Origin of the sequence: Pseudomonas fluorescens (genome assembly GCF_030344995.1) — a bacterium.
Classification (GTDB): Bacteria; Pseudomonadota; Gammaproteobacteria; order Pseudomonadales; family Pseudomonadaceae; genus Aquipseudomonas; species Aquipseudomonas fluorescens_BF.
In genome coordinates this window covers 4,498,802-4,519,381 of sequence record NZ_CP128260.1, presented here as the reverse complement: position 1 = coordinate 4,519,381, position 20,580 = coordinate 4,498,802, and the positions used below count along the sequence as shown (strand labels likewise).

The 20,580-nt window shown below is 60.0% G+C and carries 20 protein-coding genes; 14 read left to right on the top strand and 6 right to left on the bottom strand.

All coding sequences use genetic code 11. The features are described 5' to 3' along the window. Positions 1-84: 84 nt before the first annotated feature. From QR290_RS20185 to QR290_RS20175, 3 genes are all read left to right on the top strand, one after another. Positions 85-1,335 carry a lipoprotein-releasing ABC transporter permease subunit gene (locus tag QR290_RS20185; RefSeq protein WP_289203458.1) on the top strand — a complete coding sequence of 417 codons (1,251 nt, stop codon included), beginning with the start codon at positions 85-87 and terminating at the stop codon, positions 1,333-1,335. Between the two features lie 7 nt (positions 1,336-1,342). Beyond that, positions 1,343-2,026, top strand: a complete 684-nt coding sequence (gene lolD / locus QR290_RS20180) for a lipoprotein-releasing ABC transporter ATP-binding protein LolD (RefSeq protein ID WP_178081301.1) — start codon at positions 1,343-1,345, stop codon at positions 2,024-2,026. Positions 2,027-2,089: 63 nt separating this feature from the next. Further along, on the top strand, positions 2,090-3,334 hold the full coding sequence (locus QR290_RS20175; protein ID WP_011335181.1) for a lipoprotein-releasing ABC transporter permease subunit: 1,245 nt from the start codon (positions 2,090-2,092) through the stop codon (positions 3,332-3,334). A gap of 30 nt (positions 3,335-3,364) precedes the next feature. Here QR290_RS20175 and QR290_RS20170 read toward each other — a convergent pair whose 3' ends face one another. Both QR290_RS20170 and QR290_RS20165 read right to left on the bottom strand, forming a co-directional pair. After that, positions 3,365-4,705 (bottom strand): heavy metal sensor histidine kinase, encoded by a 1,341-nt coding sequence (locus tag QR290_RS20170; protein ID WP_289203457.1) that lies wholly within the window; start codon positions 4,703-4,705, stop codon positions 3,365-3,367. Continuing rightward, positions 4,705-5,385, bottom strand: a complete 681-nt coding sequence (locus QR290_RS20165) for a heavy metal response regulator transcription factor (protein WP_011335179.1) — start codon at positions 5,383-5,385, stop codon at positions 4,705-4,707. Before QR290_RS20165 ends, QR290_RS20170 begins: the two co-directional genes overlap by 1 nt. Positions 5,386-5,539: 154 nt before the next feature. On the opposite strand from QR290_RS20165, the gene copI reads away from it, so the two are divergent. Beyond that, entirely contained in the window at positions 5,540-6,073 is a 534-nt protein-coding gene (gene copI / locus QR290_RS20160; RefSeq protein WP_289203456.1) for a copper-resistant cuproprotein CopI, read from the top strand. Between the two features lie 61 nt (positions 6,074-6,134). Next, a complete protein-coding gene (queF, locus tag QR290_RS20155; protein ID WP_115078644.1) occupies positions 6,135-6,965 on the top strand; it encodes an NADPH-dependent 7-cyano-7-deazaguanine reductase QueF in 831 nt (276 codons plus the stop codon). Between the two features lie 63 nt (positions 6,966-7,028). Here the strand turns inward: queF and QR290_RS20150 are convergent, their stop codons facing one another. Both QR290_RS20150 and QR290_RS20145 read right to left on the bottom strand, forming a co-directional pair. Continuing rightward, complete coding sequence (locus QR290_RS20150; protein WP_115078643.1) at positions 7,029-7,292, bottom strand: DUF4404 family protein; 264 nt, start codon at positions 7,290-7,292, stop codon at positions 7,029-7,031. A gap of 108 nt (positions 7,293-7,400) precedes the next feature. Further along, complete coding sequence (locus QR290_RS20145; RefSeq protein ID WP_115078642.1) at positions 7,401-8,021, bottom strand: HAD family phosphatase; 621 nt, start codon at positions 8,019-8,021, stop codon at positions 7,401-7,403. A 185-nt stretch (positions 8,022-8,206) separates the two neighbouring features. Here QR290_RS20145 and QR290_RS20140 point away from each other — a divergent pair, with 185 nt between their 5' ends. The 3 genes from QR290_RS20140 (at position 8,207) to rssC (ending at position 10,882) form a co-directional block, all read left to right on the top strand. Beyond that, the gene (locus QR290_RS20140) at positions 8,207-8,896 is read left to right on the top strand and encodes an MlaA family lipoprotein (RefSeq protein ID WP_115078641.1); all 690 of its coding nucleotides are present in this window, start codon (positions 8,207-8,209) and stop codon (positions 8,894-8,896) included. A 322-nt stretch (positions 8,897-9,218) separates the two neighbouring features. Beyond that, the gene (rssB, locus tag QR290_RS20135; RefSeq protein WP_041475374.1) at positions 9,219-10,400 is read left to right on the top strand and encodes a two-component system response regulator RssB; all 1,182 of its coding nucleotides are present in this window, start codon (positions 9,219-9,221) and stop codon (positions 10,398-10,400) included. Continuing rightward, positions 10,400-10,882, top strand: a complete 483-nt coding sequence (gene rssC / locus QR290_RS20130) for an anti-sigma factor antagonist RssC (protein ID WP_003226553.1) — start codon at positions 10,400-10,402, stop codon at positions 10,880-10,882. The genes rssB and rssC overlap by 1 nt, the downstream gene beginning before the upstream one ends. A gap of 73 nt (positions 10,883-10,955) precedes the next feature. On the opposite strand, the gene tal is transcribed toward rssC, so the two are convergent. Next, on the bottom strand, positions 10,956-11,882 hold the full coding sequence (gene tal / locus QR290_RS20125) for a transaldolase (protein WP_007951616.1): 927 nt from the start codon (positions 11,880-11,882) through the stop codon (positions 10,956-10,958). A gap of 190 nt (positions 11,883-12,072) precedes the next feature. Continuing rightward, positions 12,073-13,017 (bottom strand): glycosyl hydrolase family 5, encoded by a 945-nt coding sequence (locus QR290_RS20120; RefSeq protein WP_289203455.1) that lies wholly within the window; start codon positions 13,015-13,017, stop codon positions 12,073-12,075. Positions 13,018-13,308: 291 nt separating this feature from the next. Here QR290_RS20120 and QR290_RS20115 point away from each other — a divergent pair, with 291 nt between their 5' ends. From QR290_RS20115 to QR290_RS20090, 6 genes are read left to right on the top strand one after another with little or no spacing between them, the layout of a single operon-like run. After that, complete coding sequence (locus tag QR290_RS20115; RefSeq protein WP_115078639.1) at positions 13,309-13,749, top strand: low molecular weight protein-tyrosine-phosphatase; 441 nt, start codon at positions 13,309-13,311, stop codon at positions 13,747-13,749. 38 nt (positions 13,750-13,787) lie between these two features. Continuing rightward, positions 13,788-16,010 (top strand): polysaccharide biosynthesis tyrosine autokinase, encoded by a 2,223-nt coding sequence (locus tag QR290_RS20110; protein ID WP_289203454.1) that lies wholly within the window; start codon positions 13,788-13,790, stop codon positions 16,008-16,010. Between the two features lie 41 nt (positions 16,011-16,051). After that, positions 16,052-17,128: a glycosyltransferase gene (locus tag QR290_RS20105; protein ID WP_289203453.1), complete on the top strand. Its 1,077-nt coding sequence runs from the start codon at positions 16,052-16,054 to the stop codon at positions 17,126-17,128. 14 nt (positions 17,129-17,142) lie between these two features. Further along, entirely contained in the window at positions 17,143-18,255 is a 1,113-nt protein-coding gene (locus QR290_RS20100) for a polysaccharide pyruvyl transferase family protein (protein ID WP_289203452.1), read from the top strand. Beyond that, positions 18,252-19,484 carry a polysaccharide biosynthesis C-terminal domain-containing protein gene (locus QR290_RS20095; protein WP_289203451.1) on the top strand — a complete coding sequence of 411 codons (1,233 nt, stop codon included), beginning with the start codon at positions 18,252-18,254 and terminating at the stop codon, positions 19,482-19,484. Before QR290_RS20100 ends, QR290_RS20095 begins: the two co-directional genes overlap by 4 nt. Next, positions 19,475-20,578, top strand: coding sequence for a hypothetical protein (locus tag QR290_RS20090; RefSeq protein WP_007951624.1), 1,104 nt, complete (start codon positions 19,475-19,477; stop codon positions 20,576-20,578). The genes QR290_RS20095 and QR290_RS20090 overlap by 10 nt, the downstream gene beginning before the upstream one ends. Positions 20,579-20,580: the final 2 nt, after the last annotated feature.

Genomic DNA, 20,580 nt, shown 5'->3' with positions numbered 1-20,580 from the left:
TGGTAGCGGCGGTGGTCTGAGTGTAAAGCTGGTTATCGACCCCCGCCACAAGGACGTTCCTTTTCCCTCCGAACAAGCCCCGACATGTTCAGACCTCTCTTCGTATTTATCGGCACGCGTTATACCCGTGCAAAGCGTCGCAATCATTTTGTGTCATTCATTTCCCTGACTTCGATGATCGGGCTCGCCCTTGGCGTGGTCGTGATGATCGTGGTGCTGTCGGTGATGAACGGCTTCGATCATGAGATGCGCACCCGCGTGCTGGGCATGGTGCCCCACGCGACCATCGAGTCCGGTGAAGCCATCAACGACTGGCCGAGCCTGGCCGCCAAGGTCAAGCAGAACCCGCAGGTGGCGGCCGTCGCGCCGTTCACCCAGATGCAGGGGTTGCTGACCAATAACGGCCAGGTGTCCAAGGTGTTGCTCAATGCCATCGATCCGGCGCTGGAACGCAACGTCTCGATCATCGACAACTTCATGAAGCAGGGCAAACTCGACGATCTGACGCCGGGCAGCTTCGGCATCGTGATCGGCGACAAGGCCGCGACCAAGCTCGGCGTGGGCCTCGGTGACAAGATCACCTTCGTCGCACCGGAGGTCAGCGTGACCCCGGCCGGGATGTTCCCGCGCATGAAGCGCTTCACCGTGGTCGGCATCTTCCATGTCGGCGCCGGTGAACTGGACGGTTACCTGGGCGTGACGAACTTGCAGGATCTGGCGAAGATGCATCGCTGGAAGCCTGATCAGGTGCAGGGCCTGCGTCTGAAGTTCGACGACTTGTTCCAGGCGCCGCGTGTGGCCTGGAATATCGCCCAGCAGCTCGGTGAAGACCGTTACTATGCCCGCGACTGGACCCGTACCCACGGCAATCTGTATCAGGCGATTCGCATGGAAAAAGCCATGATCGGCCTGCTGTTGCTGCTGATCGTCGCGGTTGCTGCGTTCAACATCATTTCCACACTGGTGATGGTGGTGAACGACAAGAAGGGCGACATCGCGATTCTGCGCACGCTGGGCGCCACGCCGGGCACGATTATGCGTACGTTCATGGTGCAGGGCACGGTGATCGGCGTGGTTGGTACGGCCATCGGCGCTGTGGTCGGGATCTTCGCCGCGCTCAACGTCAGCGCCGCGATTTCGGCCCTCGAAGGTGTGATCGGACACAAGTTCCTCAACGCCGACGTGTATTTCATCGATTACCTGCCGTCGCAGGTGCAGAGCCAGGACGTGGTCATGGTCTGCGCCGCTGCGTTGGTCCTGAGTTTCCTCGCCACCCTGTATCCAGCCTGGCGTGCCGCGCGCACCCAGCCGGCGGAGGCGCTACGTTATGAGTGAGTCGGGCATGAGTGAAAAAGCAATCTTGAGCTGCCGCAACCTGGGCAAGTCCTACGAGGAAGGCCCGGAGTCGGTGGAAGTGCTGGCCAACCTGCAACTGGAACTGCATCCGGGTGAGCGGGTGGCGATCGTCGGCAAATCCGGTTCGGGCAAAAGTACCTTGCTCAACCTGCTGGGCGGCCTCGACACGCCAACCAAGGGCGGTGTCTGGCTCGACGGTGAAGAACTGTCGGCGCTGAGCGAGAAGAAGCGTGGCCTGCTGCGTAACCGCGCCCTCGGGTTCGTGTACCAGTTCCACCATTTGCTGCCGGAATTCACCGCGCTGGAAAACGTCTGCATGCCGTTGCTGATCGGCAAGACCGCGATCCCGGAAGCGCGTCAGCGTGCCACGGCGTTGCTGGAGCGGGTTGGTCTGGGTCATCGTCTGGAACACAAACCGGCGGAACTGTCCGGTGGCGAACGCCAACGTGTGGCCATCGCCCGCGCACTGGTGAACAATCCGGGCCTGGTGATGCTCGACGAGCCGACCGGCAACCTCGACTCCCATACCGCCGAAGGCATTCAGGATCTGATGCTGGAACTCAGCACTTCGATGCGCACAGCGTTTCTGGTGGTGACTCACGACATGAACCTGGCTCGCCAGATGGACCGCGTCCTGCACCTCAATGAAGGCTGCCTGACGCCAATCTGACGCGTTGAAACCCGATGCCTGAAAAGGCATCGGGTCTTTTATTTTTATACGGTGCCCCAGCGAATGTTCAGACCGTTATCGATCTTTATCGGCACGCGCTATACCCGCGCCAAGCGCCGCAATCGCTTTGTTTCGTTCATTTCGATGACCTCGATGATCGGCCTCGCCCTCGGCGTGCTGGCGATGATCGTGGTGCTGTCGGTGATGAACGGCTTCCAGCGTGAAATGAGCTCGCGCATCCTCGGCATGGTGCCTCACGCGACCATCGTCGGCGTCAAGCCGATCGACGACTGGCAGCCAGTGGCCGCCGCCGCGATGAAGAACCCGGAAGTGACGGCCGCCGTGCCGTTCACCGAGATGGAAGGCATGCTGTCCTACAAGGGCATGATGCAGCCGATCCAGATCAGCGGTGTCGATCCGGCCCAGGAAGGCAAGGTGTCGATCGTTGCTCAGCACATCGTTCAGGGCCGTCTCGATGCCTTGAAACCGGGTGAGTTCGGTGTGGTGCTTGGCGAAATCACCGCCCGGCGTTTCCGCCTCAATGTCGGCGACAAGATCACTCTGATCGTGCCGGAAGTCAGCACCGCGCCGGGCGGCATCACCCCGCGCATGCAGCGCCTGAACGTGGTCGGCGTGTTCAAGGTCGGTGCCGAACTCGACGGTTCCATGGGCCTGATCCACGTCTCTGACGCCGCGACCATGCAGCACTGGGAGCCGAATCAGGTGCAGAGCGTGCGTCTGGCGGTGAAGGATCTGTACGCCGCGCCGAAGGTTTCGTCGGACATTGCCAGCGGCCTCGGCGCCGATTTCAAGGCTGACGACTGGACCCACACCCAGGGCAGCCTGTTCAGCGCGATGAAGATGGAAAAAACCATGATCGGCCTGTTGCTGTTGATGATTGTCGCGGTGGCGGCGTTCAACATCATCGCGACCCTGATCATGGTGGTGAACGACAAGGGCGCGGATATCGCGATCCTGCGTACCATCGGCGCCACACCACGGCAGATCATGGCGATCTTCATGGTGCAGGGCACGGTGATCGGCATCGTCGGCACCATCATCGGTGGCGTGCTGGGTGTGATTGCCGCGCTGAACGTCAGTGAGATGGTCGGCTGGGTCGAGCGCGTGACCGGGCAGCACATCTTCAGTTCGGACGTGTATTTCGTCAGCAACCTGCCATCGGAATTGCAGGGCGGCGACGTGCTGCTGATCTGCTCGGCGGGCTTCATCCTCAGCTTCCTGGCCACGGTTTACCCGGCGTGGCGGGCGGCGAAGATCGAACCGGCGCACGCGTTGCGCTATTCGTAAGTTCCCCCATTGAGGCCGGCATTGCCGGCCTCAAGCGTTTTTCGGCAACTCAATCACAAACCGCGTCCAGCCCTGAGCCGATTCGCAATGAATCTGCCCGCCATGGGCCCGGATGATCGACTGAGTAATCGCCAGCCCCAATCCCGCATGTTCGCTGCTGCCTTCCTGGCGCGCCGGATCTGCCCGGTAGAACCGGTCGAACAAGCGCGGCAACAACTCGGCAGATATCCCCTCGCCACTGTTCTCCACCGTCACGCTCAAGGATTTCACCTGTTCGGCCACCCGAACGCGCACTTCGCCGTTAGCAGGGGTAAAGCGCAACGCGTTATTCAGCAGATTCGACAGCGCCCGGCGCAACATCGCGCGATCCCCCTTGAACCGCCCCGCACCGTCACGGCTCAGGCTGACCTCAGCGTCTTCGGCCAGCGGCGCAAAAAACTCCAGCAACGCATCGGCTTCTTCCGCCAGCTCCAGCGGTTCACGCTTGGGCACCAGCAAACCGTGGTCAGCCTTGGCCAGATAAAGCATGTCGTTGACCAACTGCGCCATCCATTGCAGCTCTTCAAGGTTGCTGTGCAACGCTTCGCGATAGTCTTCGAGGGGGCGAGGGCGGGTGAGGGTGACCTGCGTGTGGGTCAGCAGGTTTGACAGCGGTGTTCGCAACTCATGGGCGATGTCGGCAGAGAACGCTGACAGTCGCTGAAAAGAGTCATCGAGACGTCCGAGCATGGCGTTGAAGCTGTGGGCCAATTCCGCGAGTTCTGCGGGCATCCGGGCTTCCGGCAGTCGGGCATTCAGCGACTGCGCCGAAATCCCACGTGCCACCGCACTCATACGGCGTAACGGACGAAGACCGCTGCGAGCGGCCCAGGCGCCAAGCAGCGCAGTGGCCAGCGCCGAAAGGCCGACGGTCAGCCAGATCAGGTGCTGCATGCGTTGCAGAAAGTGCTGGTGGTGGGTGATGTCCAGCAGCAAGGTCAATTGCGGGGAATCCGGTTTTTCCGGTTCAAGCGCGGCGTTGAGCAGACGATAGTCCGTGCCGTTGTCGTTGATGGTGGCCAGGCCAGGCTGCAGCGGGAGATTCGCCGGGGCCTGCAATGAGCGGCCGAACCAGCGCTGCCCTTCAGGACCGTTGATGCGCAGCGAGACATCGCCCTGCTGGCTCAATTCGTCGGTGATGTGCGCAGCGTCGCTTCCACTCAACAGTGTCTGACGCACGCTGAGCAGCTTTCCTTCGAGCAGTTGCTGGTCGAGCTCGATGAAGTGCCCTTCGCTGGCACGATTGAAGACGACTCCGGCGACCAACGAAACCACTGCAGTGCAGCCTGCAAACAACAGCGCCAGCCGACCGCTCAAGGACACTCGGCGCATCAGTCGGCACGCTCTTCAAGGACGTAACCCATGCCGCGCACGGTGTGGATCAGCTTGTTGGGGAAGTCGTCATCAATCTTCAGGCGCAGTCGACGAATCGCTACTTCGATCACATTGGTGTCGCTGTCGAAGTTCATGTCCCAGACCTGCGAGGCGATCAGCGATTTGGGCAGCACTTCGCCCTGGCGGCGCAGGAGCATCTCCAGCAAGGCGAATTCTTTGGCGGTGAGGTCGATGCGTTGGCCGCTGCGTTCGACCCGGCGGCGAATCAGGTCCAGACTCAGATCGGCCAGACGCAGGCTGGTTTCCTGAGGCGTGGAGCTGCCCCGGCGCAACAGGCTGCGCACCCGCGCCAGTAATTCGGAGAACGCGAACGGTTTGACCAGATAATCATCGGCGCCCAGTTCCAGGCCGTGAACCCGGTCTTCCACGGTGTCCTTGGCGGTCAAAAACAGGATCGGCGTTTCCAGACCGGCGCTGCGCACCGCTTGCAGGATCTGCCAGCCATTGCGACCGGGCAGCATCACGTCGAGGATCAGCAGCGCATAGTCGCCACTCAACGCCAATTGCTGGCCGGTGGTGCCGTCGGCCACCAGTTCGGTGTTGAAACCGGCCTCGGTCAGGCCCTGGCGCAGGTACTGGCCGGTTTTCGGTTGGTCTTCGACGATCAGCAGTTTCATGGGCGACTCGGGTAGCGGGAACGAGGACGTTATACCGTGGGCTCACGCGGTGAGCGCCAACCTGACAAAGTTGTAATCTCCCTGTCAGGTCGCTGCCAGCGCAGGCGGGCTAGAGTTTCCCACAGGCTGACCCTTGATTTGTTGGAGTACGACTATGTTTTTGCGTAACCGTCTGGCCCTTGCCGCGTGTCTGCTGGCGCTGAGTTCGCCGCTGTGGGCATCGCCGGCGCACACCTATGACTTCGGCCAGCCGGCCCCGGCGGCCAAGGCCACCCGCAGCATTGAAGTGGTGATGGGCGACATGAGCTTCGATCCGAAGGCGATCGAGATCAAGGCCGGTGAGACCGTTCGTTTTGTGCTGGTGAATAAAGGCCGGTTGCTGCACGAATTCAACCTCGGCGACGCGGCGATGCATGCAAAACATCAGCAGGAAATGTTGCAGATGCAGCAAAGCGGCATGCTGACGCCGACCGGTATGAAGAAAATGTCCCACGACATGGCGGGCATGGATCACAGCTCGATGGGCCACGGCATGAAGCATGACGACCCCAACAGCGTACTGGTGGAACCGGGCAAGACCGCCGAGCTGACCTGGACCTTCAGCAAAGCGGTGAACCTGGAATTTGCCTGCAACATTCCCGGGCATTACCAGGCCGGAATGGTCGGCAAACTGACTGTCAGTCAGTAAGCACTCAAAGGCGGGAGCAAAGGCTGGTAGAATCCGCTGATTCTTCAGTCAGGTTTCCGCCATGCATCCCGCAGCCGAACATTCGCCGCTGGGCAAATCCAGCGAATACATCGCCACGTACACGCCGTCCTTGCTGTTCCCGATCCCGCGCACCGCGAAATGGGCCGAGCTGGGCCTGACCGCCGAAACCCTGCCGTATAAAGGCGTGGATTTCTGGAACTGCTTCGAACTGTCGTGGCTGCTGCCGTCGGGCAAACCGGTGGTGGCGATCGGTGAGTTCAGCATTCCGGCAGATTCGCCGAACATCATCGAGTCCAAGTCATTCAAGCTGTACCTGAACTCGCTGAACCAGACGCCGTTTGCCGATATCGCGAGCCTGGAAGAGACGCTGGTCAAGGACTTGTCCGCCGCAGCCGGCAAACCGGTGGGCGTGCGGGTTCGCAGCCTGAAAGACGTCGAAGCTGAAGGCGTCGTGGCGTTGCCGGGTGTGTGCATCGACGATCTGGACATCAGCGTCAGCAACTACGAACACCCGCGTCCCGAACTGCTGCGCTGCGACGATTCGCGGGTGGTGGAGGAGAGCGTGCACAGTCATCTGCTCAAATCCAACTGCCCGGTGACCAGCCAGCCGGACTGGGGCAGCGTGGTGGTGGAGTACCGTGGCGCGGCGCTGGATCACGCCAGCCTGCTGGAATACATCGTCAGCTTCCGTCAGCACTCGGATTTCCACGAGCAGTGCGTGGAGCGGATCTTCCTCGACCTGCAGCGCCTGCTGAAACCGGAAAAACTTACAGTATTCGCGCGTTACGTGCGCCGGGGCGGGCTGGACATCAACCCGTATCGCAGCACTGAAAGCGTGCAACTGCCGAACCATCGTCTGGTTCGTCAGTAACCCGCAACGCGGACATGAAAAAGCCCTGCCAGTAATGGCAGGGCTTTTTTGCATTCGCGGGTTTCAGATGCCCATGCTGTGCAGGGTAGTAGCAATATTGCGCAGAGCACCGGCGATGGTCGGGTGTTCGAGTTCAAAGCGTTCGACCGCCAGGTTCACACCATCGGCGATACTGTTTTCCTGAGTGGACTGTTCCAGTTTTATCTCGGATTCGATCTGCGCCATCAGGTCGTGCAGATGTTCGCGCTCTTCTTCGGTGAGCGGCGGAGTCTGATCCAGTTGCTCGCGCAGGGCATTGAGCTGTTTTTGCAGTTCTTGAGCGGGCATGGTTGTTTCCTTTTATCGAGAGGCACTGGCATAGACCGCAGTCGTGCGCCAAAGGTCTATGGCTCTCCTCAAGACTAATCCACTCTTGGCCAACCTGCATGATCCCGGTCAGGGCTTTTCGCCTTTGAGACGACGCAGGCTGATGTCCGCCAGACAAGTGTCGAGTTCGCCCAGATGATCGATCACCGAGTGCACGCCCAGGCCGAACAGTTGCACTGTCGCCTTGCCGCGCAATTGTTCGCGTTCCTTCTGGTTCAGGGCCTGCCATTCGCTCGGCGCCAGGCCGCACAGTGAGCCGCAGGACGCCAGGCCAATGGTCCACAGCCCGGCATTGAGGCCCGATTGCAGCAGGCGCGGTTCACCGCTGACCAGCACGCAACCGTCGAGGCGATCGACATTCAAGCCCATCAACGCTTGCCAGCAGGCATTGGGCGCCGGCCATGGATTGATTGTTGCCGAATGTTGCGACGGTTTGATCCAGTCAGGCAGCGCCGATGAAAGGACTTGAGTACAGGCCGTGGACAGTTCATCGAGCCAGGCACAGGGAATTTGCTGGCGCTGAAGGCTGCGCAGACTGTCGAGGGCGCCGGGTGTGACGTCGGCGTGTTCCGGACCGACACTGGTGTGATGGCGGGCGCGGGCGCCGAAGTCCACCAGACAGCCGCTGAGTCCGAAGAGCACGGCGGTCAGCGTCGGTGCCGTGAGGGGCAAGGCTTCGGCTTGAGGCATGGAAAACGTCCCTGAAATAGCGATCAGGCTAGGCAATATCGGTGACAGTTGCATGACAGGCGAATGACGAAGCGTCCTACAGAGGGATTAACCGGGGAACTGCCTAAAGTAGCGTTTCCGTCTTATACTGACGCACTTATCGCCGCGGCCCAGGTGCTGCGTTCGTACTATCCAAGGAGTTTTCTATGCGCTGGAGCCATCCTCTTGCTCAGCTTTGTGTATGTGCCAGCGTGATGCTGGTGCCGTTCGCCGCTCAGGCCGCAACGGAAGAAGACCCTTGGGAAAGCGTCAACCGTCCGATCTTCGAGTTCAACGATTTCGTCGACACCTATGCGCTGAAGCCTCTGGCGCAGGGCTATGAATTTGTTACTCCGCAATTCCTGGAAGACGGCATCCACAACATGTTCCGCAACGTCGGTGATGTCACCAACCTGGCGAACAACATTCTTCAGGCCAAACCGGCTGCCGCAGGCGTAGACACCGCTCGCCTGATCTTCAACACCACGTTCGGCCTGCTCGGTTTCTTCGACGTCGGCACAAAAATGGGCCTTACCCGCAGCGATGAAGACTTCGGCCAGACCCTCGGCTACTGGGGTGTCGGCAGCGGTCCTTACGTGATGCTGCCGCTGTTGGGCCCGAGTACCCTGCGCGATGCACCGTCCAAGTATGTCGACAGCTACACCGGCCCGTACCGCTACATCAACGACGTGCCCGTGCGTAACTCGATTTTCGGCCTGAACATCGTCGACACCCGCGCCAGCCTGCTGTCCAGCGAGAAGCTGATCAGCGGTGACAAGTACACCTTCATCCGCAACGCCTACCTGCAGAACCGCGAGTTCAAGGTCAAGGACGGGCAGGTCGAAGACGATTTCTGATCTCGATTGATCGGTATAAAAGGGCGACCGCGAGGTCGCCTTTTTTGTGGGCGCGTCCAATGATTGGGTTACGGTTGAAGCCGTTCTTATAACTGCGAGTGATTTGACAAACAAAGTCTCCAAGCGACCATCGGCGCATGCTTGAAACGGTCGAAGGATGGGAGTACCGTCTGCGCCTTAGAAGGGCACCTCTGGTGCAACCGTGTGCGGGGCAAACGCTCCGAAGCGGTGCAGCAGAGAGGCTAGAAAGCGAATCCAGTAGTCTGCGCCGGGCCGTTGCCCCGCCTGCTACGCCAACCTAATTCTGGCGCCGTTTGCCCACATGCCAAAAACCAGTGCCACGCTGCTGATAATCGATGATGACGAAGTAGTGCGCGCGAGCCTCGCGGCCTATTTGGAAGACAGTGGTTTCAGCGTCTTGCAGGCCAGTAACGGCCAGCAGGGTCTTCAGGTATTCGAGCAAGACACGCCCGACTTGGTCATCTGCGATCTGCGCATGCCGCAGATGGGCGGTCTCGAACTCATCCGTCAGGTCACTGAGCGGTCACCGCAGACACCGGTGATAGTGGTCTCGGGCGCCGGCGTGATGAACGACGCGGTCGAGGCCCTGCGCCTGGGCGCGGCGGATTACCTGATCAAGCCTCTCGAAGATCTGGCGGTGCTCGAGCACTCCGTGCGCCGGGCCCTGGATCGTGCGCGTCTGCTGCTGGAAAATCAGCGCTACCGCGAGAAACTGGAAAAGGCCAACCGCGAACTCGAAGCCAGTCTGAACCTGCTCCAGGAAGACCAGAACGCCGGTCGCCAGGTGCAGATGAACATGCTGCCGGAAAGTCCGTGGGCCATCGACGAATTCAGGTTCGCGCACCAGATCATCCCGTCGCTGTACCTGTCGGGTGATTTTGTCGACTACTTCCGGGTCGACGAGCGCCGGGTGGCGTTCTACCTGGCGGACGTATCGGGTCATGGTGCCTCTTCGGCGTTCGTCACCGTGCTGCTGAAGTTCATGACCACGCGCTTGCTGTTCGAATCCAAGCGCAACGGCACGCTGCCGGAATTCAAGCCTTCGGAAGTCCTCGGTCATATCAACCGGGGGCTGATCAGTTGTAAGCTGGGTAAACACGTCACAATGGTCGGTGGAGTCATCGACGAGGAGACCGGTTTGTTGACCTATAGCATCGGCGGCCATCTGCCGTTGCCTGTGTTGTACACGCCTGACAGTGTTCGCTACCTCGAGGGGCGCGGTCTGCCCGTGGGGCTTTTCAACGAAGCCACCTACGAAGACCACGTGCTCGAGCTGCCACCGACGTTCAGCCTGACGCTGATGTCTGATGGCATTCTGGATCTTTTGCCAGAACCCACGCTCAAAGAAAAAGAAGCCGCTTTACCGCAAAAGGTGAAGTCGGCGGGCGGCAGCCTGGATGGTCTGCGGCAGGTTTTTGGATTGGCCACGCTAGGGGAGATGCCGGATGATATCGCCCTGTTGGTGTTGAGCAGGAATCTTTAATGAGTACCGGTAGAATCCAGTTCGCCGAGCAGGATGGCACCTTCGTCCTGAAGTTCGTCGGTGAAGTTCGCCTGACCCTGTGTTCGGCGTTGGATGCGACTATTGAAAAAATCTTCACCGCGCTGAATTTCAACGCGATCGTGATCGATTTGACCGAAACCCGCAGCATCGACAGCACCACGTTGGGCCTGCTGGCCAAACTGTCGATCCTGTCGCGGCAGAAGGTCGGCCTGCTGCCGACCGTGGTCACCACCCACGAGGACATCACCCGTCTGTTGCAGTCGATGGGTTTCGAGCAGGTGTTCAATATCGTCAACCATCCCGTGCCCTGCCCGGAATGCCTCGATGACCTGCCGGACCAGGATCAGTCGGAAGAGGTGGTGCGGATCAAGGTGCTCGAAGCGCACAAGATCCTCATGGGCCTGAACGACTCCAACCGCGAAGCCTTCCATGACCTGGTGAATGCCCTCGAACGGCACTGATCAGCCAGACCGCGAGGCACAAAAAAGGGCGACCCTGTGAGGGGGCGCCCTTTTTGCGTTTGCGCTTGGCCGATTACAGCTTGGCTTGCAGCAGCGCCTCGAGTTTTTCCTGGTCGCGGGCAAACTGACGGATGCCTTCGGCCAGTTTCTCGGTGGCCATCGCGTCTTCGTTGGACAACCAGCGGAATTGCGCTTCGTTGAGGCTCAGGCGCGCTTCGCCGGCATGGCCCGGAGCAAGTTTGCGTTCCAGTTTGCCGGTGTCGGCTGCCAGTTTCTCGATCAGGTCCGGGCTGATGGTCAGGCGGTCGCAGCCGGCCAGTTGCTCGATCTGATTAAGGTTGCGGAAGCTCGCGCCCATGACCACGGTCTTGTAGTCATTGGCCTTGTAGTAGTTGTAGATACGTGTCACGGACTGCACGCCCGGATCGTCGGCACCGGTGTAGTCGTTACCGTTGGCCTTCTTGTACCAGTCGTAGATGCGGCCCACGAACGGCGAGATCAGGAACACACCGGCATCGGCGCAGGCAGCGGCCTGAGCAAAGGAGAACAGCAGGGTCAGGTTGGTCTGGATGCCTTCCTTCTCGAGGATTTCGGCAGCGCGGATACCTTCCCAGGTCGAGGCGATCTTGATCAGCACGCGGTCACGGCCGACGCCGGCCTTGTCGTACAGCTCGATCAGACGGTGCGCACGCTTGAGCATCGCGTCCTTGTCGAACGACAGGCGCGCATCCACTTCGGTGGAGATGCGGCCCGGAATGACCTTGAGGATTTCCTGGCCGACCGCGACGCCGAAACGGTCGCTGGCCAGGCCGACATCGCCCTTGCAGTCGCGCACGCTGGCGTTCAGCAGTTCGGCGTAGGCCGGAATCGCCGCTGCCTTGAGCAGCAGGGAAGGGTTGGTGGTGGCGTCGACCGGTTTGACCCGGGCAATCGCTTCGAAGTCGCCGGTGTCGGCCACGACGGTGGTGAACTGTTTGAGTTGTTCCAGCTTGGAAGTCATGAGCGTGCTCTGTCCTATGGGTGTGGTGACATTACCCGAGCGTCGACAGCCACTCAAGGGTATGTCGGCGTATCGAGCGCTCCGCAGGCAACAACCTGAAAACGGCTGTTTGAAAGGCGGGGCGCGTTATCGATCAATACGATGCCAAAAAGGACCACAGGTTCAAAGCAACCGACCCGTTGCGCAGCGCCTATTCGGCGTTGAGCTGGGTCGAGGCCGCCGTTTGCGCCGGTTTCGACTGGCCGTCGGAGGTCAGCAGGCCGAAATTCTTCTCCCGGTCGTTACTGCCCGAATCGCTGTTCTTCCATTCGTAAATCGACGTCAGCGGGATGTTGAGTTTTTTAACATCGGCAATGAACGCAGAGATTTTACTGGCTTGCCCGTCCGGCCCGCCGTTCGAGGCGAGCGCCGAAATGCCCCATTCACTGATGACGCCCGGCAAATGGAAGTTTTGCTGGATGAAGGTCTGCGCGTTGCTGATCTGCGTCGCGGTCATGCCGTAGGGGTGGTAGGAAATGGCATCCAGACACTCAGGATAAGTGCCGAGGATGCTGTTGAGTGCCACGGTCGAGGCGGAGCCGGCCGTCGGCGGGCGGGCGAAACCGAATCCCACCAGGGGCGTCGATTGCGGCTTGCCTTGCAGCGTCTTGCACATGGCCGTCATGAACGGCACGAAGGTGTTTTTGAAGTCTCCAGTGGGCCAGTAGGTGTCGAGATCCGGCTCATTCCAGATCTCGATTCCCACCAGTTGAGCGCTCCAGGCTTGCTCAAGCCCGGTCACCGCGTTGGCGAAGGCTTCACCGGCGCTCGCCAGGTCACCGGTCAACGGTTTGGTGGCGCGCACGGTCATCAAGACCGGCAATCCGGCGGCTCGCGCCGCCGCGAACGCATCGCTGATCTGTTTCTGATAGGCCTTGGCGCCGAGGCTGTCGCTCCACACGCCGAAGCGTACAAAACTGAACCCGGCCGACTTGATCTGCTGGGCGTCGGCCGGGGTGAAGTTCTGGATCTTGACCTGAACGCCAATGGTTCTGGCGGGCAGTGACGGGAATAAAGCACTGGCGTGAACCTGCGCGGCTGCACTGAGCATCAACAGGGCGGCGGCACCAAGATGTTTGAGATGTGCTGATTTCATGTCGGCTCTCCTGATGAGAATGACATCTAGCGAAGGGTTATCTCGTTACACAGGTTTCGAGGGCAATAAAGAGGCTAAGTGCACGAATGTTATTTTTTGTCGGAAAACTTCGACCTGAAAATCACAGTTATTTTTAGTCCGGTAATTCTGGTTGGGGGACTTTTAAAGGCCGTGGTACTTAATGCATCGGTATTAACGGGTGAATCTATTTCCGAGTGAAGGAAGGTCTTGCAGGTTCATTCGAATTTGCAAGGCATGTTGGCCGATTGACATTACACGGGAAAGTAAACCTTGTTCAAAAAGATTCTTGTCGTTTGCGTAGGCAATATCTGCCGAAGTCCGACAGCGGAACTTCTGTTGCGCAATGCACTGACACCCTCGGCGATCAGCGTGACCTCCGCAGGCCTGTCCGCTCGGGTCGGCGAAGGCATGGAGTCCAACGCGCGCCAGGTGCTGGAAGAGCGCGGCCACAGTGCCGAAGGGTTCACGGCGCGGCAACTGACAGCGGACATCGTCAATGAATCAGACCTGATTCTGGTCATGGAAAAACAACATGTTAATCAAGTACTGAAGATTGCCTCTCACGCCAGGGGCAAAGTGTTTCTGCTGGGCAAGTGGCAGAGCGAACGAGAAATACAGGACCCGTATCGTCAGGGGCAGGCCGCTTTTATTCATGCCCATGCATTGATTGAAGATGCTGTTAGCTCATGGGCGCAACGCCTGGCGCGTTGATCAATATTCTTCAGTTCAGTGAATGGTAAGAAAGACTTATGCAGTTACCGTCAGTAATCGGCACCCGCGACAACGATCAAGACAGTATTGATCTTCTCGGCATATTCGGCAGCCTGATCGATCAGAAATGGTTGATCGGTGCGTTCACCGGCGCGTTCATGATGACCGGTGTGGCTTATGCGATCTTGGCCACGCCGGTGTATCTGGCCAACGCGCTGGTGCAGGTCGAACCGAAAAAGAACGACATGCTTGGTTTTTCCGACCTCAACAGCATGCTCGGCGGGCAATCGCCGTCGGTGACCGAAATCGGCATCATCAAATCCCGCGCGGTGATCGGCAAGACAGTCGACGACCTGCGCCTGGATATCGACGTTACCCCCAATACCTTTCCGCTGATCGGCGGCTTCCTTTCCCGACGCTATCGCGGTGAGACCGAACTCAGCGTCTCGCCGCCGCGTTTCGGCCTGAGCAGCTACGCCTGGGGCGGTGAACGCCTGGAGTTTGCCAAGCTCAATCTGCCCAAGGAACTGCTGGGCAAGAAACTCATCTTGATCGCCGGCGAACAACATCGTTTCCAACTGCTCGACGACAACGACAACCTGCTGGTCGACGGCGTGGCGGGCGAAGCCTTCGCGCAGGACGGCGTGGAAGGGCAGGTCGCACAACTGTTGGCCAACCCCGGGACGCGTTTCGAAGTGGTGCGTTACCCACGAATCGTGACCATCCAGGGTTATCAGGACGCGCTGGACATCTCCGAGCAAGGCAAGGAATCGGGGATCATCCGTCTGGCCCTGGCCAGCAGCGACGCCGCCGAAGCGGTGAAGATCCTCAACAAGATCGCCTCGCTGTACGTGGATCAGAACGTACGCCGCACCTCCGCCGAAGCCGCGCAGAGCCTGGCCTTCCTGCAAAGCCAGCTGCCGCAGGTCAAACGTGATCTGGCCAAGGCCAGCGATGCGCTCAACGCCTACCAGACCCACGGCAAGACCGTGAACATCTCGCTGGAAACCCAATCGGTGCTTGGCCAGTCCGTGGCGCTCGAAACGCGTATTTCCGAGCTGAAACTGCAACAGGCGGAGATGGATCGCAAGTTCACCAAACAGCACCCGGCCTATCGCGCACTGATGACCCAAATCGGTGAATTGACCCAGCAACAGCGCTCGCTGGAGGGCAAGGTTCAGGACCTGCCGGCCACGCAGCAGGAATTGCTCAACCTGACCCGCGATGTCGAAGTCGCCTCGCAGATCTACACCCAGTTGCTGAACAAATCCCAGGAGCTGGACATCATCCGCGCCGGTGCCGTGGGTAACGTGCGTCTGGTGGATACGGCGGACGTCGACCTGACCAGCCCGGTCAAACCGAAAAAAGCCCTGATCGTGCTGATCGCAACCTTCCTCGGCGCCTTCGTCGGCGTGGCGTTGGTGCTGTTGCGCAAATCCTTGAGCAAGGGCCTGGAAGGGCCGGAAGCCATCGAGCAGCTCGGCTTGCCGGTCTACGCGTCGATTCCCTACAGCGCCCTGCAACAGGAAGAGGACAGCAAGAAAGTCCGGGCCAAAGTCGCGGCAGACACGCCGGCGTATCTGCTGGCCCTGCGCAACCCGACGGATTTGTCCATCGAATCGATCCGCAGCCTGCGCACCTGCCTGCACTTCGCGGCGCTGGATTCGACCAACAACCGCATCATGATTTCCGGCCCGAGCCCGCAGGTCGGCAAGACCTTCGTCTCTTCCAACCTCGCGGCGGTCATGGCGCAGAGCGGGCAGCGCGTGGTGCTGATCGACGCCGACATGCGTAAAGGGCATCTGCACAAGACGCTGAACACGCCGATCACCAACGGCCTTTCGGATCTGCTGGTCAAGCGCTGCACCCTCGATCAGGCGATCAACAAGGTCGAAGTCGACAACCTGCACTTCATCAGCCGTGGCCAGGTTCCACCGAACCCTTCCGAGCTGTTGATGCATGCGAATTTCCGCGAACTGCTGGCGCAACTCAGCGAGCGCTATGACGTGGTGATCATCGATACGCCACCGCTGCTGGCCGTGACCGATGCAGCGATTGTCGGTCGCGAAGCCGGCATCAGCCTGATCGTCGCGCGGTTCGGGGTGAACCCGGCCAAGGAAATCGAAATGACGATCCGGCGTTTCGCCCAGAACGGTATCGAGTTGAAGGGCGCGGTGTTCAACGGCGTCGAGAAGCGCGCGGCCAGCTATTACGGCAACGGCAGCTATTACAACTACGAATACGCGTCCGACCAGTCCTGAATCTCAGCGACGGTCCTTACAGGCATGAAAGTGGGTGGGTTGTGAAAAAAATACTGCACGTGGCGGAAACGATCAAAGGTGGGGTGGCGACGGTCATCCGCACGATTTCGGCGGCGCCGGAAGACGGGCGCTATGAGCTGGTGTATCTGGTCCCGCTCGACCAGAAGAAAGAACTGCACGGCATCGATGAGCAGCAGATCCGCACCTTCGCCCGAAGCGGGCGCAACGTGCCGTCGCTGCTGCGTTTTGCCTGGCAAATGGCGCGGGTCCTGCTCAAGGAAAAACCCGATGTGGTGCATCTGCACAGCACCTTTTCCGGGGTGATCGGGCGTTGCGTGTGCGTGCTCCTGCGACCGTGGCGCAAGCCGAAAATCGTCTACTGCCCCCATGCGTTTTCGTTCCTGATGGAAAGCTCGCCGATCAAGCAGAAAGTCTATGCGTGGATCGAGCGGGTGTTGCAGAAGGTTACGGACACGATCATCTGCGTCAGCCAGTTCGAGCTGGACAAGGCCGCGAAGTTTGGCATCGAGCGCAAGCGCATGACGCTGATCTACAACGGCATCGATCACAAGAATGACGAACGCAAGGCCAACGATCCGGCACCGATTCATCTGTTGTTTGTCGGTCGCCTCGACTACCAGAAAGGCTTCGACGTGTTGCTCAAGGCCTACACCGAAGCACAGCGCAGCGACCTGAAACTGACGGTGGTGGGCAGTGCGGTGAACGAGGACGTCGTCGAATGTCCGCCGCTGGACGGGGTGGAATATCTGCCGTGGGTGACGCCAACCGAAGTGCACGCGCTGTATCAGAAAGCCGATGCGCTGATCGTCCCGAGTCGCTGGGAAGGCTTTGCCATGGTGCCGCTGGAAGGCATGGCGCTCGGCCTGCCGGTGATCGCCAGCGACTGCACGTCGTTGCCCGAGCTGGTCACCCATGGTGTGTCCGGTTACGTGTTCCCCGCCGGTGACCACCAGGCGCTGGCCGATCGGCTGAAGAAAATCCAGAAGCCTGCGTTGTCGGCCCTCGGCATCGAAGGTCGGCGCATCGTCCGCGAGCGTTTCAGCGCCGCGTTGATGATCCGCCAGACCTACGACGTGTATTCCGCTCCCTCTTATTAAGTAGAACTCCGCTCATGAACGTAACGATTTTGCATGGCTACAGTGCCTCCAATTCCGGCGATGGTCTGCTGGTCGATCTGGCCATTGCGCTGGTGCAGCGCAACTTTGGCGAAGACACCGCGATCAGCGTCGTGGCGTCCGATCCGGACTCTTTCAAGTACCTGCCGCACCCGCGTTTCGACGCGCCGGTCATGGCGGCCAAGGGCCTGGGCCGGGTCAAAGAGGCGGTATTCCTCAACCAGTCCTACGCGGGGCTGGCGGATCTGTTGAAGAAAGCCGATCTGATCGTCGGTGTCGGTGGCGGCTACATGCGTTCGAAAAGTGCCTTCGAGCACATCAAGCTGAAACTCGGTCACGCCAAGCAACTGGAAACCGCGATCCTCAGCAAAGTGCCGTCGGTGTACCTGCCGCAAAGCATCGGGCCGTTCCACGGCGACAGCGACAAGATCGTCGGCCACTACGCCAGCGCCGATGCGGTGTTCGTGCGCGATAACCGCTCCTCGGCGTTGTTCGATGCTTGCGAGAATGTCTACCGCGCACCGGACCTCGCGGTGCAGGCGCTGGCCGGCAAGATCCTTCAGCAACCCAAGTTCACCCGCTGCGCCTCGACCCCGGCCACCGTGTGCGTCGTGCTGCGCAAACCGCCGGCATGGAGCAAGGAAAAGAAGCTCGCCTACGTGGCCAATTTGAAGGTGCTGCTGCAGCGCTTGAAGAACAAAAGCAAAGTGGTCTGCGCCGTACAGAGCGCCGTGCGCGGTAACGATGACGGCGCGTTCTATCGCGAACTGGGCATCACCGAAGACCTGCTGCCATTGAAGGCCACGCTGGCCAAATACCAACCGGACCTGGTGATTTCCGTACGCTTGCACGGCGCGATCGAATCGCTGCTGTCGGGTGTGCCGGCGTACCACATCAGCTACGAACGCAAAGGCTTCGGTGCCTATCAGGACATGGGCGTCGAGGACTGGGTCATCAACGGCGGCGACATCAATGTCGACACCATCATCGACACGGTTTACGCGCCTGACGCGCTGTCGAATTTCGGCAAACGCCTGACCGACACCTGCCGCGAGATCGAGGCGAAAACCGTGGCCATGGACGACATCATCAAGGGCGTCATTCGATGATATTCCGGCTGTTGCTGCGGGGCGGGGCATTGGGCGCGAAGTTCTTGCTGGTGCTCGCTATCACCCATTACCTCGGTTACGAGGCGCTGGGTTTTTACGGCGTGGTGGTCGCGGCGTCGTTGATCGCGTCGAAGTTCTACAGCGTCGGTTTCAGTTCCGAGATCAACCGGCTGATCAGCGTGGGCGGCAGTTCGCGCCGGGTCGTGGACAAGGTGCTGCTACTGTACCTGGCCGTGGGGCTGGCGTTGTCGGTGCTGACGGTGGTGATTTATTCGCTGTTCCAGTCGGTGGAAGCGACCGCCGCGCTGATCGCCTGCGTGACGCTGGTGCTGCTCACCGAACACCTGTCGTTCGAGATCAATTCGTTCGTGTTCTCCGCGCAGAAAGCCACGGCGGGTGCGCTGCTGTTCTTCATCAAGACCGGCCTTTGGGCATTGCTGGCCGTGGGCGGCATGGCGCTCGACTGGGTGTCCGCAATCGCCAGCGTGCTGTGGTTGTGGGTCATCGCCAACGTGCTGGTGATCGTCGCCGGTTATCTGATCGTAGTGAGTGTTCATCGCGGGCGGGAAGAGGGGACGCTGGCCACTGCCGCAGTGTGGAAAGCCGGGCTGCCGTTTTACCTCGGCACCGGCCTGATCGCCCTGAGTCAGTACGCCGAACGCTTTCTGATCATCGACCTTGAACCCTACGCCAGCCTCGGTAAATACGTGTACGCGTGGTCGGCGGCCAACACCTTGCAGGCGTTGTCTTACGCGGTGGTGGCGGTGGTCGGCATTCCGCTGCTTGCCAAGCGTTATCAGGCCGATCAGCAACCGTTCACGGTCCGGCAGTTGTTCGTGAACAAATGGGTCGCGCGGTCGCTGGTGGTATCGGCGGCGGTCGCGGTGGGGATTTATCTGTTCTTCAACGTGGTGCTCGATTACGTCGCCACCAGCGTTCCGCGTCCGGACAACGGCATCCTCGGCGTACTGATTTTCTCCTTCGCCCTGCGTGCCATTGGTGACATCGTCTGGGGCGGGTTGATCGCTTCGAAAAACAGTCGGGTGTCCCTCGCCAGCGCGGCCATTTGTCTGCTGGTTTCAGTGCCGGTCAGTTACCTGCTGATCAAGCACTATTCGATTTACGGCGCGGCCTGGGGCAACGTCTTCGCGATCATCGTGCAGCTCGGCGTGATTGCGCTGCTGACTCGCGCCACACGCGCGAAAAAGGCTGTCGTGTCATGGGCCTGAAACTGCCTTGCATCGAGTTTCGCGGCCGCCGTCTCGATTCGTCGCTGTCGTTCCTGATCCTGTTCACCGGGCTGTTTCTGTCGGTGGCGATGCCGCTGCTGATTCCCCGCGATCCGGGCCCGGATGCGATGACCCTGTGGTCGTCCTACGCCCGGGCCGACAACTGTAATTTCTGGAACCCGTTCTCGCCGGATCGCTCGTCCTACGAGTGTTCGGCGTTCCTGTTGCGGCCCACCGGGATCAACCTGACCAACGCCTGGGCCTACGGGATGTTCTGCAACTTTTTCCTCACGGCGATTCCCGTGGTGGTGTTCCGGCGCATGCCGCTGACCATCTTCGGAACCCTGTGCCTGTGGGGCATCGTGCGTTCGTTCTTCCTGGAAAACCTGACCAAGGAAATCATCGTGTCGGTGGCGGTGCTGAGCATTCTGTTCAGCTCACTGACACGCAAATATCGCGGCGGATTCTTCCTCTCGGCAGTGATCTACGGCGTGCTGATCCGGCCCTACTGGATCCTGTTTTCGCTGTCCTGGGTCGGCGTCTGCGTGATGAAGAAATACGTGTCGCGCACGACCTTCTTCCTGATGCTGTTCCTGTTCTATCTCGCGGTTGCGATGGCGATCCAGTTGGCGCTGGGCTTTCCGGTGTCGTCGATTCGCGCCAGCAATAACGAACTGCGCACGGCGGGCGAGGAGGGTTCCAAATCGCTGATCGTGTCGTGGCTCAGCGGCAGCGACTTCGTCTCGCAGGCCCTGGACTCGATGATCATTTTCTTCCGGTTGTCGTTCCCCGTTGAGCTGATCCTGCTGTCCGGGCCGGGTCAGGTGATCTTCGTGGCGTTGATGATCATGACCGCGCTGCTGCTGTTCAAGGTCATCACCTCGACCGATTACAAGGGCGCGCCGATCCAGACCAAACCCAAGGAACTGATCGCGATTCCGCTGGCGTTCCTGCTGGTTCAGGGCTTGTTCGAACCGGACTTCGGCTCGTTCGCCCGGCACTTTTCGATGGTGGTGCCGGTGTTGTTCGTGGGCCTGGGTCTGATGTTGCGGGCGAACAAACCGGTGAAGGTTGAATCAAGAATTCTGAATTGAGG

What these genes read in the sequence shown, in the direction of transcription:
- QR290_RS20185 (WP_289203458.1), top strand. Translation starts at nt 85, where the DNA reads ATGTTCAGACCTCTCTTCGTATTTATCGGCACGCGTTATACCCGTGCA.
- lolD (WP_178081301.1), top strand. Translation starts at nt 1,343, where the DNA reads ATGAGTGAAAAAGCAATCTTGAGCTGCCGCAACCTGGGCAAGTCCTAC.
- QR290_RS20175 (WP_011335181.1), top strand. Translation starts at nt 2,090, where the DNA reads ATGTTCAGACCGTTATCGATCTTTATCGGCACGCGCTATACCCGCGCC.
- QR290_RS20170 (WP_289203457.1), bottom strand. Translation starts at nt 4,705, where the DNA reads ATGCGCCGAGTGTCCTTGAGCGGTCGGCTGGCGCTGTTGTTTGCAGGC.
- QR290_RS20165 (WP_011335179.1), bottom strand. Translation starts at nt 5,385, where the DNA reads ATGAAACTGCTGATCGTCGAAGACCAACCGAAAACCGGCCAGTACCTG.
- copI (WP_289203456.1), top strand. Translation starts at nt 5,540, where the DNA reads ATGTTTTTGCGTAACCGTCTGGCCCTTGCCGCGTGTCTGCTGGCGCTG.
- queF (WP_115078644.1), top strand. Translation starts at nt 6,135, where the DNA reads ATGCATCCCGCAGCCGAACATTCGCCGCTGGGCAAATCCAGCGAATAC.
- QR290_RS20150 (WP_115078643.1), bottom strand. Translation starts at nt 7,292, where the DNA reads ATGCCCGCTCAAGAACTGCAAAAACAGCTCAATGCCCTGCGCGAGCAA.
- QR290_RS20145 (WP_115078642.1), bottom strand. Translation starts at nt 8,021, where the DNA reads ATGCCTCAAGCCGAAGCCTTGCCCCTCACGGCACCGACGCTGACCGCC.
- QR290_RS20140 (WP_115078641.1), top strand. Translation starts at nt 8,207, where the DNA reads ATGCGCTGGAGCCATCCTCTTGCTCAGCTTTGTGTATGTGCCAGCGTG.
- rssB (WP_041475374.1), top strand. Translation starts at nt 9,219, where the DNA reads ATGCCAAAAACCAGTGCCACGCTGCTGATAATCGATGATGACGAAGTA.
- rssC (WP_003226553.1), top strand. Translation starts at nt 10,400, where the DNA reads ATGAGTACCGGTAGAATCCAGTTCGCCGAGCAGGATGGCACCTTCGTC.
- tal (WP_007951616.1), bottom strand. Translation starts at nt 11,882, where the DNA reads ATGACTTCCAAGCTGGAACAACTCAAACAGTTCACCACCGTCGTGGCC.
- QR290_RS20120 (WP_289203455.1), bottom strand. Translation starts at nt 13,017, where the DNA reads ATGAAATCAGCACATCTCAAACATCTTGGTGCCGCCGCCCTGTTGATG.
- QR290_RS20110 (WP_289203454.1), top strand. Translation starts at nt 13,788, where the DNA reads ATGCAGTTACCGTCAGTAATCGGCACCCGCGACAACGATCAAGACAGT.
- QR290_RS20100 (WP_289203452.1), top strand. Translation starts at nt 17,143, where the DNA reads ATGAACGTAACGATTTTGCATGGCTACAGTGCCTCCAATTCCGGCGAT.
- QR290_RS20095 (WP_289203451.1), top strand. Translation starts at nt 18,252, where the DNA reads ATGATATTCCGGCTGTTGCTGCGGGGCGGGGCATTGGGCGCGAAGTTC.
- QR290_RS20090 (WP_007951624.1), top strand. Translation starts at nt 19,475, where the DNA reads ATGGGCCTGAAACTGCCTTGCATCGAGTTTCGCGGCCGCCGTCTCGAT.